This window comes from Mesorhizobium delmotii (genome assembly GCF_900149755.1).
In the GTDB taxonomy this organism is placed as follows: domain Bacteria; phylum Pseudomonadota; class Alphaproteobacteria; order Rhizobiales; family Rhizobiaceae; genus Mesorhizobium; species Mesorhizobium delmotii.
Genome location: NZ_FUIG01000024.1, coordinates 138,646 through 150,607, shown reverse-complemented (window position 1 = coordinate 150,607; position 11,962 = coordinate 138,646). Strand labels below are relative to the sequence as shown.

The window sequence follows — 11,962 nt, the reverse complement described above, 5'->3', positions numbered from 1 at the left end:
GTTTCGGCTAGCTCCGCTCGCCTTCGGGTCTGTCGGTCGCATAAGGCACGATCGAATAGCCCTGGCTGCGGCCGTCGCGCTCCTGGCGCAGCAGCCGGAACCCGGGTTCGTTGGGCGGCCGGTTGACCATGAACGACATGCGCGGCGCTTCCCAGCCCTTGGTCGAATCGAAGGCGGTGACCCGGACATACATGTTGGGCATGGCTTTCCGGCAGCTATTGATTTCAAGCAGGATGCCCGCCGGGTCCTTCAGGTCGAACATCGGGTTGCCGTACATTTCCCAATAGGTGTTTCGCGGATGCGGATCGTCCGTGTACTCGACGCTGACCGCCCAGTGGTTTTTCAGCGCGTATTTGATCTGCGCCGAAATCTGCTCATCGGTCAGGTCGGGCAGGAACGAAAACTGTCCCTGCGTGACCTTGTTTCCCGGATTGGTCATCATGGCGACGGTTCCTTTCGTCTAGAAGCTGGGCGTTGCTGTTGGCACGAAGTCGGCCGTGTCGGTCGATTCGTAGTTGAAGGTGACGTCCTTCCAGGTCTCCAGGGCCGCCTTCAGCGGCGTGCACCATCTGGCCGCCTGTTCGAGGATTTTGGTCCCTTCGCGCAGATAGTCGCGGCCCTCGTTGCGGGCGAGGATCATCGCCTCCAACGCGACACGATTGGCCGTCGCGCCGGCCTGGATGCCATCCGGATGGCCGATCGTGCCGCCGCCGAACTGCAGGACGACGTCCTCGCCGAGATAATGGATCAGCTGGTGCATCTGGCCGGCATGGATGCCGCCCGAGGCGACGGGCATCACCTTGTTGAGCGAGGCCCAGTCCTGATCGAAGAACAGCCCGGTTTCGAGGTTCTGCGGCGTGCGCTCCTCGCGCAGCGTGTCATAAAAACCCTTAATCATCAGCGGGTCGCCTTCCAGCTTGCCGACCACCGTGCCGGCATGGATGTGATCGACGCCGGCCATCCGCATCCATTTGCAGATGACGCGAAAATTCATGCCGTGGTTCTTCTGGCGCGAATAGGTCGAGTTGCCGGCGCGGTGCAGGTGCAGGATCATGTCGTTGCGGCGTGCCCACTTGGCCATCGACTGGATCGCCGTGTAGCCAATGACGAGGTCGATCATGACGATGCAGGAGCCAAGCTGTTTTGCGAATTCGGCGCGCTCGTACATCTCCTCCATCGTGCCGGCGGTGACGTTGAGATAATGGCCCTTGACTTCGCCGGTAGCGGCCGACGCCTTGTTCACAGCCTCCATGCAGTAGAGGAACCGGTCGCGCCAGTGCATGAATGGCTGCGAGTTGATGTTCTCGTCGTCCTTGACGAAGTCGAGGCCACCCTTCAGCGCCTCGTAGACGACGCGGCCGTAGTTGCGGCCTGACAGGCCAAGCTTCGGCTTCGTCGTCGCGCCGAGCAGCGGCCGGCCGAACTTGTCGAGCCGCTCGCGCTCCACCACGACGCCGGTCGCCGGGCCCTGGAAGGTTTTGAGGTAAGCCACCGGGATGCGCATGTCCTCGAGCCGCAAGGCCTTGACTGCCTTGAAGCCAAACACGTTGCCGATGATCGATGCAGTCAGGTTGGCGATTGAGCCGGGCTCGAACAGGTCGAGGTCGTAGGCGATGTAGGCGAAGTACTGCTGCTCGGTCTTGGTGCCGGGACCTGTGTTCGGCACCGGCTCGGATTTGAACGCCTTGGCGCGGTAGAGCTCGCAGGCGGTCAGTCTGTCGGTCCACACCACGGTCCATGTCGCTGTAGAGGATTCACCGGCGATGGCGGCGGCCGCCTCCTCGTGGTCGACGCCGGGCTGCGGCGTGATCCGAAACATGGCGATCAGGTCGGTCTCCTTGGGCCGGTAGTCCGGCTCCCAGTAGCCCATCTTCTTGTAGGGGATGACGCCCGACTTGTAGCGTTCCTTGCCTTCCTTGAGCGTGCCTGCTGACGGCATGTCGATCTTGTTCATGACAGGTCTCCTGTTTGCCGCTCAGGCGGCTTTCGCGGTTGCGATTTGCGGGTCGAGTTTTCCCGCGGCGTAACGTTTCGCCATCTCGTCCATGGCGATGACCCTGATCTTCGAGGCGTTGCCCGCCGTGCCGAAGCGTTCAAAGCGATCGCGGCAAAGATCGCGCAGGGCGTCCATGGCGGGTTTCAGGAATTTGCGCGGATCGAATTCGCGCGGATCCTCCGTCGCGACGCGGCGGAACTGCCCGGCCATGGCCATGCGGCAATCGGTGTCGATGTTGACCTTGCGCACGCCGTAGCGGATGCCGCGCTCGATCTCCTCAACCGGAACGCCAAAGGTCTGGGGCATCTCGCCGCCATATCGGTTGATGACGTCCTGCAGTTCCTGCGGCACCGAGGAAGAGCCATGCATGACCAGATGCGTGTTGGGCAGCTTTTCGTGAATCGCCTCGATCACCTGCATGGCGAGGATGCCGCCGTCGGGCTTGCGGCTGAATTTGTAGGCGCCGTGCGATGTGCCGCAGGCGATCGCCAGGGCGTCGACCTGGGTGGCGGTGACGAAGTCGACCGCCTGATCGGGATCGGTCAAAAGCTGGTCGTGGGAAAGTATACCTTCGGCGCCATGCCCGTCCTCGGCCTCGCCCTGGCCGGTTTCCAGCGAGCCGAGCACGCCGAGCTCGCCTTCGACCGAAGCGCCGACCCAATGCGCCATGCGTGCGACACGTTCGGTGATGGCGACGTTGTAGTCGTAGCTCGCCGGCGTCCTGGCGTCCGCCAGCAACGAGCCGTCCATCATCACCGAGGTGAAGCCGTGGCGGATCGCCGATAGGCAGGTGGCTTCGTTGTTGCCGTGGTCCTGATGGATGCAGAGCGGAATGGCCGGATGCATTTCGGTCAACGCCTCCATCATCTTGGCCAGCATGATGTCGTTGGCATAGGAGCGGGCGCCGCGCGAGGCCTGGATGATGACCGGCGCGTCACAGGCCCTGGCCGCCTCCATGATGGCAAGGCCCTGTTCCATGTTGTTGATGTTGAATGCCGGAACGCCGTAGCCATGCTCGGCGGCATGGTCGAGAAGCTGGCGAAGGGTGATGCGGGCCATTTTTGGGGTCCTTCCTAAATGATGAGCTTCAGCGCCGCTGCGGCGACGGCTTCGGGCGTGATGTCGAAATGCCGGTAGAGATCCGGGGCAGGGGCGCTGGCGCCGAAACCGGCCATGCCGACGAACACGCCGGTATCGCCGATCCAGCGGTCCCAGCCGAGCCGTGCTGCGGCTTCGACGGCGATGCGCGGCGCCGAACCGAGGACCGCCTTGCGGGTGCCGGCATCCTGTTCCTCGAACAGCTCCCAGCACGGCATCGAGACGACGGCGGCGGCGATGCCGTGCTCGGTCTCCAGCCGTTCAGCGGCGGCAACGGCGATCTCGACCTCGGAGCCGGTGGCGATCAGCGTCACGGCGCGGTGCCCGGCTGGCTCGCGCAGGACGTAGGCGCCCTGGCTCGACCGGTTCTCGTCGCTGTGTGCTTGGCGCAGCATCGGCAGGTTCTGACGCGAGAGCACCAGCACGCTCGGCCGGGTCTTGCTCTTCAGCGCCAATTCCCAGCACTCCGCCGTTTCGATGATGTCGGCCGGACGGAAGACGTTGAGGTTCGGCGTCGCCCGCAGCATCGCCAGGTGCTCGATCGGCTGGTGGGTCGGGCCGTCCTCGCCGAGACCGATGGAATCATGGGTCATAACATAGATGACGCGCTGGCCCATGAGCGCCGAGAGCCGCATCGCGCCGCGCGCATAGTCGGCGAAACACAGGAACGTGCCGCCATAAGGCACGAAGCCGCCATGCAGTGCGATGCCGTTCATGGCCGCGGCCATGCCGTGTTCACGGATGCCGTAGTGGATGTAACGGCCGGCATAGTCATCCGGCGCTATGCGATCCATGCCCTTGGTGATCGTCAGGTTCGAGTGCGTCAGATCGGCGGAGCCGCCGACGGTCAAGTCGGTTGCGGCGTTGATCGCAGCGAGCGCCATTTCGGAGGCTTTTCGCGTTGCAACCTTGGTCGCCTTCTCGACATGCTCCTTGCGGAAAGCGCCGAGCGCTTCGAAGACCGCGTCGGGCAGGGTGCCGGCGACCGCGCTCTCGAAGGCGTCGCGCTGCGGCGAGGCGGCAAGCCGCTGCTCCCAGGCGTGCCGTGCCGCTTGCCCGCGCTCGGCAATTTCGCGCCAGGCGAACAGGATGTCGTCCGGCACCTCGAACGGCGCGTAGGCCCAGCCGATGTTTTCGCGCGTCGCGGCGATCTCCGCGTCGCCCAACGGCGCGCCATGCGTCTTTTCCGAACCGCCCAGATTGGGCGCGCCCTTGCCGATCACCGTGCGGCAGGCAATCAGCGACGGCCGGTCAGACTGCTGCGCCGCTTCGATTGCCGCTGCAACGGCTTCCGTGTCGTGGCCGTCCACCGATTGGACATGCCATCCGGCGGCTTTGAACCGTGCCGGCTGGTCCATCGATGTCGACAGCGAAGTCGGTCCGTCGATCGAGATCGCATTGTCGTCCCAGAAGACGATCAGCCGGGACAGATTCAGATGGCCAGCAAGGTCGATCGCCTCGTGGCTGATGCCTTCCTGCAGGCAGCCGTCGCCGGCGATCACGTAGGTGAAATGGTCGACGAGATCGGCGCCGTGGCGGACGGCAAGCATGCGCTCCGCCAGCGCCATGCCGACGGCGTTCGAAATGCCTTGTCCAAGCGGACCGGTCGTCGTCTCGATGCCAAGCGCATGGCCATATTCGGGATGTCCGGCAGTGCGGCTGCCCAGCTGGCGAAACCGCTGCAATTCCTCGATCGGCATGTCTTCAAAGCCAAGCAGGTAATGCAGCGCATATTGCAGCATCGAGCCGTGCCCGGCCGAAAGAACGAAGCGGTCGCGATCGGGCCAGTTGGGCGCCGACGGATCGATATTGATGAAGCGGCTGAACAGCACCGTCGCGACGTCGGCCATGCCCATCGGCATGCCCGGATGACCGGAATTGGCCTTTTGGACGCTGTCCATCGCCAATGCGCGAATGGCGTTCGCCATGTCGCGTTCCGAGACGGCGGCGACGGGCTTCAGGGCTGCTGCTTGGCTGTTCATGGCGTCCTCCTCACGACACACGGTTCTTGCGTTCGATCAATTGCAGGATGAGCGGCGTCAGGATCAGCTGCATGGCAAGATCGAGCTTGTTGCCTGGAACCACTATGGAATTCGGCCGCGACATGAACGAGTCGTGGATCATCGAAAGCAGATAGGGGAAATCGATGCCGCGGGGATTGGCGAAGCGGATGACCAGCATCGATTCGTCGGGCGTCGGAATCCAGCGCGCGATGAACGGGTTGGACGTGTCGACGATCGGCACGCGCTGGAAGTTGATGGCGGTCTGCGAGAATTGCGGGACGATGTAGCGGACATAGTCCGGCATGCGGCGCAGGATGACGTCCATCACCGCCTCGGTGGAATAGCCGCGGGTTGCGCGGTCGCGATGGATCTTCTGGATCCATTCGAGATTTATGACCGGCACCACGCCGATCCTGAGGTCAGCGTGCCGGGCCAGGTCTATCTTGTCGGTGACGACGCAGCCATGCAGGCCCTCGTAGAACAGCAGGTCGCTCGGCGGGAATTCGCGCCATTCGGTAAATTGTCCCGGCGGCGTGCCGTACTGCTTCTCCTCGTCCTCGTCATGGATGTAGGTGCGGGTCTTCCCGGTTCCGCGGCGGCCATATTCCTCAAAAACCTCTTCGAGGATTGCGAGTTCGTTGGCCTCGGCATGGAAGTGGGTGAAGTTCGGATTGCCGGCCTTCTCCTGCTCGGCCACCTTGGCCTTCATCGTGGCGCGGTCGTAGCGGTGAAAGGCATCGCCCTCGATGAAGGCGGCGTCGATGTTCTCGCGCCGGAAGATCAGCTCGAAGATGCGCTTGACCGAGGTGGTGCCGGCGCCTGACGACCCGGTGATGGTGATGATGGGGTGCTTTGCCGACATGATGTTCAGGCCCTGAACAGGCCGCGGCGGCTGAACAGCGGCGCACGCTCGCCGATGGCGCTGGGCTCGATGTGGTAGCGGGTGATGCGCGCGACTTCCCGCGCCGATCCGAACACCATGGGCACGCGCTGGTGCAGGCTCTCGGGTTCGATTTCGAGGATGCGGGTGATCGTGTCGGTAGCGGCGCCGGCGGCTTGTTCGATGAGAAAGGCGATCGGGTTGGCCTCATAGACGAGGCGCAGCCGACCCTGGCGGTAACCCTTGCGCTTGTCGCCTGGATACAGGAATACACCGCCGCGCATCAGTATACGATAGCAGTCGGCGACCAGAGAGGCGATCCAGCGCATGTTGAAGTCCTTTCCGCGTGGGCCTTCGGTGCCTTCGAGGCAGTCGTCGATGTAGAGCCGCACCGCCTCGTCCCAATGCCGGTAATTGGCGGCGTTGATGGCGAACTCCTGGGTACGCTGCGGGATGATCCGGCTTTCATAGGCCTGGACGAAGGTGCCGAGCCTGGTCGAGAGAACGAAGACATGCGTGCCGCTGCCGAGCGACAGAACCAGCGCCAGCTGCGGCCCATAGATGAAGAAACCGGCGCCCAGCTGGTTCACGCCCGGCTGCAAAAAAGAGGCGGCCGGATTTTCGCCCGGCGCGCCAGTTGCAGGGAGGAGCGAGAAAATCGTTCCGATCGACACGTTGGTGTCGATGTTGGAAGAGCCGTCGAGCGGGTCGATGGCGATGGCGAGAGGCGCCTGCCTGTCGAGCAGGACCGGCTGCTCCAGTTCCTCGGAGGCGTAGAGCGCGACCGGAGCGTGGCGCATGGCGTCGAGGAAGATGTCGTCGGCGAAGATGTCGAGATCCTTCTGGATGTCGCCGTCGGCATTGGCGCCGCGGGTCCCGGCAAAGGCGGTGCCGAGCACCCCCTGATTGATGGTGTTGCGGATCTTGGTGGCGGCCTGCGTCAGCTGACGGACAGTCGCTACGACCGCAGAGCGCAGTTCGTCCGGCGGGCCGAGATAGGAATTCAGAAAAGCGTCGAGCGTTGCCGCTGGCATCGTAACCTCCCGCTCCAGCCGCAACTCCTCCGGCCGGATTGGGGAATGAGAACAAAAGGCGTGAGATAAGTAAAATTCAATAACTTTACTTTCGCGCTAAAAAAAATTTAGTATGGCGCATGAGAAACCTCACGCTCAAGCAATTCAAGACCGTTCAGGCCATCAGCAGCCATGGAAAAATTGTCAGTGCGGCCAAGGTGTTAGGCCTGTCTCCTCCAGCGGTGACGATCCAGTTGCGGCAGGTCGAGGAGGAGTTCCAGCTGGCCTTGTTCGACCGGACGTCGGACGGCATGCGTCCCACTGCCGCAGGGCTGGCCTTCGTCGAGACGGCGCAAGCCATCGAGGAGCGGCTTCGCCTGCTCGAAGACAAAATGGATGCGATCAAGGGCGTGCGTATCGGCAGCTTGAGGCTCGGCGTCGTTTCCACCGCCAAATATTTCGCGCCGCGGCTCATGGCCGGCTTCATGAAAGAACATCCCGACATCGATATGCGGCTCGCCATCGGCAACCGCGCCGAAACGATCGACAGTCTGAAGAACCACGACATCGACATCGCGCTGATGGGACGCCCGGCGAGGGAAGTCCCGGTGCGTGCCTCGGTCTTCGGCGATCACCCGCTGGTCATCATCGCGCCGCCCGACCACCCGCTGGCCTCAGTGCGCGAGATATCCAAGGAGCGGATCGCCGAAGAGCATTTCCTCATCCGCGAGCCCGGCTCGGGCACGCGCATCTCGCTGGAAATATTCCTGAGCGACGTGCCCGGCCGCATCGACGATCTCGGCGTCGAGATGGGCTCGAACGAGACGATCAAGCAGGCGGTGATGGCCGGGCTCGGCATTGCCTTCATCTCTGCCCACACCATCGCCGCCGAAACCGAAGCCGGCCGGCTGGTCATCCTCGACGTCGTCGGCATGCCGATCCGCCGACAATGGTTTTCGGTGATGCGCAGCGATCACGCGATCTCGCCGGCGATGGCGACGTTCCATGATTTCCTGATGCGCAAGGGCGCGATGTACCTGCCCCTGTTCGGCAAGCTCTATCCGCACGAAGGACCGAACATTGGAGGTCGCGCGAGCTAGGCCGCGCGGCCGATGAGCAAAACGCTTCGAGCAAACGACGGCCGTCCGTCGCCTGTCGAAATAGGTTTGACCTTTACATCGGCCCCACGGACGCGAGCCCACGGCCAGCAGCACGCAGGCTGCCGTCTGCAAGGCGGGTCAGTGCATTGGCATCGGCGCGCAGGTCGGTCTCGGACGACACCGTCACCTGCTCGCCGGACCTCGAGAACGCGTAGAGCGGGCCGCGGTGGCCCGGCATCGAAAAGGCCACGGAGTCGCCGTCGGCGAGGCCCATGACGACGCGCTGCGGATCGCCGCCGATCTTCGGCGCGAAGGTGGCGGTGACCTCCAGGCGGTCGCCGTCGGCCGAGACGTAATAGACGACCATGTCGAGGTGTCCCTCGTGCAGGCTGCCGCCTTCGATCGGGCGTCCTATGGTGGCTTCCTCGGCAAACGCCGGGGCGGCAAGAAACAGCGCGGCCAAAACCGAGGCGCTCAGGGTTCTGCGGATCATCTCGTATCTCCTTCTTTTTAGATTGCGTTCGAACTCTATATAGGAGATAGATTACGAATGCAATCTAAAAAATGAAAATTGATGATGCGTGTGAGGCGCCGCGGAAAACCGCGAAACGGCGATCAATGCGGCAGGCCGGCTCTTTCGGGAGCGTGGCTTTGACGGCATCGGCCTTAAGGATTTTGATGGAGGCTGCCCGAGCTCACTCAGGGCACGTTTTACAAGCAGTTCGCATCCCAAGCACAACCTGGCGGCGCAGGCGTCCAGGCGGGCGATGGAGAGCACCGCCCGCCGGTGGTCTCGCGGACCGTCAACGACGAGCGGCTGTCGAAGCGGTTCCTGCAAGCGGCCGCCGAGAGCGCGCTGATGGGTCGTCTGCGGGCGATGTCCGGCATGGCCTCGGGCTAGCGTACCCGCGGTTACGCTGCGGGCCGCTGACTGCGCTTCTGCTAGCCCACAATTGGTTCGGCGACAGCTTCTTCGAGGCCGGTTGCCGCTTGGGCGGCAAGACCGCGGGCCGCTGCTTGTGAATCGTAGAATTCCTCAAGCGCATAGACCTTGCCCCATCGCAGGGTGAACACGTGGAGACCACTGTTGACGTAGGACGCGTCGCCGTTGAGCAGCGTTGCGGTGCCGTCCCACTGGGCAAACACGGTGGTATGCCACGGCCAGCCCTTCACCCAGACGTGGTTCACCGTGAGATGGAGATTGGGCAGGACGCGGCCGAGGCGCTCAAACCAGCGGCGCACGGCTTGCTTGTCGTGGCGCTCACCACCAAGCGCGTGGGCGCCCGAAACGCGGTGATGGACATGCGGCACGAGTGCTTTCACCGCCTCATCCCAGCGATGGTTGTTGACGTGGTCGAAGCTCTGCCGGATCGATTTCTCGACGAAATAACTGTATAGCATTTGACCTCTCCTCCAAATTTGTTCGATGGCGTGATCGAGGTGCACCGTGCGCAGCCGAATTGGATTGCGTTCGTACTCTATACCTGCTATAGATGTCGAACACAAGCTAATTAAGGAGGTCGACATGCGTGTGAGTCGCATTCAGGCGGCGGAAAACCGCGAAACAGTGATCAATGTGGCAAGCCGGCTTTTTCGGGAGCGCGGCTTTGACGGCATCGGCCTCAAGGACCTGATGCAGGCTGCCGGGCTGACCCAGGGCGCGTTCTACAAGCAGTTCACCTCCAAGGACGATCTGGCGGTGCAGGCGTCGAGGCGGGCGATGGAGAGCGCCACGCTGCGGTGGTCGGCCGCGACTGCGGCAAAATCCGAGGATCCGCTTGGCGCGGTGATCGCATTCTACCTCAGTATGGACCATCGCGGAGAAAAGATGGACGGCTGCCCGATTGTCGCGCTCGGTTCGGATGCCGCCAGACAGGGCAGCGAGGTGAAAGCGTCGTTCGAAGCCGGGATCAAGGAGCATCTCGAAATCCTCGGCCGTTTCATTGCCGACGCCAATGGTGAGGAGCCCGACAGAAAGGCCATGGCCATTCTCTCGACGATGGTCGGTGCGCTGACGCTATCGCGCGTCGTCAACGATCCGGATCTCGCCCAGGCCTTCCTGGACGCGGCGACCGAACAGGTTCGCGAAGCAGCCGGCGCTTGAACGGCATGCGCAGCGCCGGCGGCGCAGCCAAATCGATAGGAAAATAGATGCGACGGATTGTTGTTACAGGCATGGGAGCGGTCACGCCCCTTGCTGCCGATGTCGAAGCGTCGTGGTCGCGGCTCCTGGCCGGTCGCTCGGGCATCCGCAGGCTTCCCGACGATATGGTGGGAGACCTCCCGGCCAAGATCGGCGGGGTGGTTCCCTCGCTGGAAGACGATCCGGACGCTGGTTTCGATCCGGATGCCGTCCTGGCTGCGAAGGACCAGCGCAAGGTAGATCGGTTCATCATCTTCGGGCTCGCCGCTGCACAAGAGGCCCTCGCGCAAGCAGGATGGGCGCCCGTCTCGGAAGCGGATCGCCTGCGCACGGCCACGATCATCGCGTCCGGCATCGGCGGTTTCCCCGCCATAACCGAGGCGGTGCGCACGGTCGACGAGCGCGGCGTCCGCCGTCTGTCGCCGTTTACGGTGCCGTCCTTCCTGGTGAACCTCGCAGCGGGCCACATCTCGATCCGCCATGGCTTCAAGGGGCCGCTCGGCGCACCGGTGACGGCGTGCGCGGCCGGCATCCAGGCGATCGGCGATGCGGCTCGCCTCATCCGCGCCAACGAAGCCGATATCGCCGTGTGCGGCGGAACGGAAGCCTGCATGAACATCGTCAGTCTCGGTGGTTTTGCTGCCGCACGCTCTCTTTCAACCGGCTTCAATTGGGCGCCGGCTCAAGCGTCACGGCCTTTCGACGTGTCGCGGGACGGCTTCGTCATGGGCGAAGGAGCCGGCGTGCTGGTCATCGAGGCGTTGAGCCACGCGCTGGCGCGCGGCGCGAAACCGCTCGCCGAACTCGTCGGCTACGGCACGACGGCGGATGCGCATCACGTCACCTCCGGTCCCGAGGATGGCGACGGGGCGCGCCGAGCCATGGAGATCGCAATTGCCCAAGCCGGCATTTCGCCGCGTGAGGTTCGCCACCTCAATGCGCACGCGACCTCCACGCCGATCGGTGATCTCGGGGAAATCGCGGCGATCAAAACACTCTTCGGCGCAGATTCCACCATCGCCGTCAGCGCAACGAAATCGGCGACCGGACACCTGCTCGGAGCCGCCGGCGGGCTTGGAGCCATCTTCGCAATTTTGGCGCTCAGGGATCAGGTGGCGCCGCCAACGCTCAATCTGGGCGCGCCGGATCCAGCCGGCGACGGCATTGACTTCGTCGCAAACCAGGCCCGCCCGATGGCAATGGACTACGCGATATCAAACGGCTTCGGCTTTGGCGGCGTCAACGCCAGCGCGCTATTCCAGCGCTGGACGGACGAGTTGGCCGGTGCGAACGCCAGAGGCGCTCATAACTGACTCCGACCTTTCGTGCTTCTTCCATGCCAAGCCAAAATCAGCCCAACCCAAAGAAAGAAATGATTTCCATGAACAAGACCAATCCTGGCGTCGCCCTGGTGACAGGGGCATCCTCCGGCATCGGGCGCGCGACGGCCATAGCGTTGCAAAGCGCCGGTTTCCGCGTGTTCGGCACCAGCCGTCGCGCAGCCAAAAACTCCGACGGCCTAACCATGCTGGCCTGTGACGTGACCGATGACGCGTCCGTGGCGAAACTGGTCGATGACGTGCTGGCCGAGACCGGGCGCATCGACCTGCTCGTCAACAATGCCGGCATGGGTCTGTTTGGTGGCGCGGAAGAGTCCTCAATGGTCCAGGCTCAGGCACTGTTCGATGTGAACGTCTTCGGCGTGCTCCGCGTGACCAACGCGGTCCTG

General features: G+C 63.4%; 12 protein-coding genes and 1 pseudogene. 5 read left to right on the top strand and 8 right to left on the bottom strand.

Features of this window, described 5'->3' with window-relative positions; translation table 11 throughout:
* Nucleotides 1-7: 7 nt before the first annotated feature.
* The 6 genes from BQ8482_RS14625 to BQ8482_RS14600 are packed head-to-tail and all read right to left on the bottom strand — an operon-like array spanning nucleotide 8 to nucleotide 7,011.
* The gene (locus BQ8482_RS14625; RefSeq protein ID WP_123148278.1) at nucleotides 8-442 is read right to left on the bottom strand and encodes a ribulose bisphosphate carboxylase small subunit; all 435 of its coding nucleotides are present in this window, start codon (nucleotides 440-442) and stop codon (nucleotides 8-10) included.
* Between the two features lie 18 nt (nucleotides 443-460).
* Nucleotides 461-1,954 (bottom strand): ribulose-bisphosphate carboxylase large subunit, encoded by a 1,494-nt coding sequence (locus tag BQ8482_RS14620; RefSeq protein ID WP_123148277.1) that lies wholly within the window; start codon nucleotides 1,952-1,954, stop codon nucleotides 461-463.
* Nucleotides 1,955-1,975: 21 nt separating this feature from the next.
* A complete protein-coding gene (gene fba, locus BQ8482_RS14615; protein ID WP_123148276.1) occupies nucleotides 1,976-3,055 on the bottom strand; it encodes a class II fructose-bisphosphate aldolase in 1,080 nt (359 codons plus the stop codon).
* A 14-nt stretch (nucleotides 3,056-3,069) separates the two neighbouring features.
* On the bottom strand, nucleotides 3,070-5,076 hold the full coding sequence (gene tkt / locus BQ8482_RS14610; RefSeq protein WP_123148275.1) for a transketolase: 2,007 nt from the start codon (nucleotides 5,074-5,076) through the stop codon (nucleotides 3,070-3,072).
* Between the two features lie 10 nt (nucleotides 5,077-5,086).
* Nucleotides 5,087-5,959 (bottom strand): phosphoribulokinase, encoded by an 873-nt coding sequence (locus BQ8482_RS14605; RefSeq protein ID WP_123148274.1) that lies wholly within the window; start codon nucleotides 5,957-5,959, stop codon nucleotides 5,087-5,089.
* Between the two features lie 5 nt (nucleotides 5,960-5,964).
* Nucleotides 5,965-7,011, bottom strand: a complete 1,047-nt coding sequence (locus tag BQ8482_RS14600) for a class 1 fructose-bisphosphatase (RefSeq protein ID WP_123148520.1) — start codon at nucleotides 7,009-7,011, stop codon at nucleotides 5,965-5,967.
* A 119-nt stretch (nucleotides 7,012-7,130) separates the two neighbouring features.
* Between BQ8482_RS14600 and BQ8482_RS14595 the strand changes: the two genes are divergently transcribed.
* Entirely contained in the window at nucleotides 7,131-8,090 is a 960-nt protein-coding gene (locus tag BQ8482_RS14595; protein ID WP_123148273.1) for a LysR family transcriptional regulator, read from the top strand.
* A 73-nt stretch (nucleotides 8,091-8,163) separates the two neighbouring features.
* On the opposite strand, the gene BQ8482_RS14590 is transcribed toward BQ8482_RS14595, so the two are convergent.
* A complete protein-coding gene (locus tag BQ8482_RS14590; RefSeq protein WP_165848569.1) occupies nucleotides 8,164-8,583 on the bottom strand; it encodes a hypothetical protein in 420 nt (139 codons plus the stop codon).
* 121 nt (nucleotides 8,584-8,704) lie between these two features.
* On the opposite strand from BQ8482_RS14590, the pseudogene BQ8482_RS39260 reads away from it, so the two are divergent.
* Nucleotides 8,705-8,905, top strand: a pseudogene (locus tag BQ8482_RS39260) (TetR/AcrR family transcriptional regulator); the annotation flags it as partial.
* A 127-nt stretch (nucleotides 8,906-9,032) separates the two neighbouring features.
* On the opposite strand, the gene BQ8482_RS14580 reads toward BQ8482_RS39260, so the two are convergent.
* The gene (locus BQ8482_RS14580; protein WP_123148272.1) at nucleotides 9,033-9,491 is read right to left on the bottom strand and encodes a nuclear transport factor 2 family protein; all 459 of its coding nucleotides are present in this window, start codon (nucleotides 9,489-9,491) and stop codon (nucleotides 9,033-9,035) included.
* Between the two features lie 124 nt (nucleotides 9,492-9,615).
* On the opposite strand from BQ8482_RS14580, the gene BQ8482_RS14575 reads away from it, so the two are divergent.
* The 3 genes from BQ8482_RS14575 to BQ8482_RS39255 all read left to right on the top strand — a co-directional run.
* Nucleotides 9,616-10,194 carry a TetR/AcrR family transcriptional regulator gene (locus tag BQ8482_RS14575; protein ID WP_123148271.1) on the top strand — a complete coding sequence of 193 codons (579 nt, stop codon included), beginning with the start codon at nucleotides 9,616-9,618 and terminating at the stop codon, nucleotides 10,192-10,194.
* A 47-nt stretch (nucleotides 10,195-10,241) separates the two neighbouring features.
* Nucleotides 10,242-11,546 carry a beta-ketoacyl-ACP synthase II gene (fabF, locus tag BQ8482_RS14570; RefSeq protein ID WP_123148270.1) on the top strand — a complete coding sequence of 435 codons (1,305 nt, stop codon included), beginning with the start codon at nucleotides 10,242-10,244 and terminating at the stop codon, nucleotides 11,544-11,546.
* Nucleotides 11,547-11,614: 68 nt separating this feature from the next.
* Nucleotides 11,615-11,962 (top strand): SDR family NAD(P)-dependent oxidoreductase (locus BQ8482_RS39255; RefSeq protein WP_244602810.1); only part of this gene is annotated, 348 nt, incomplete at its 3' end.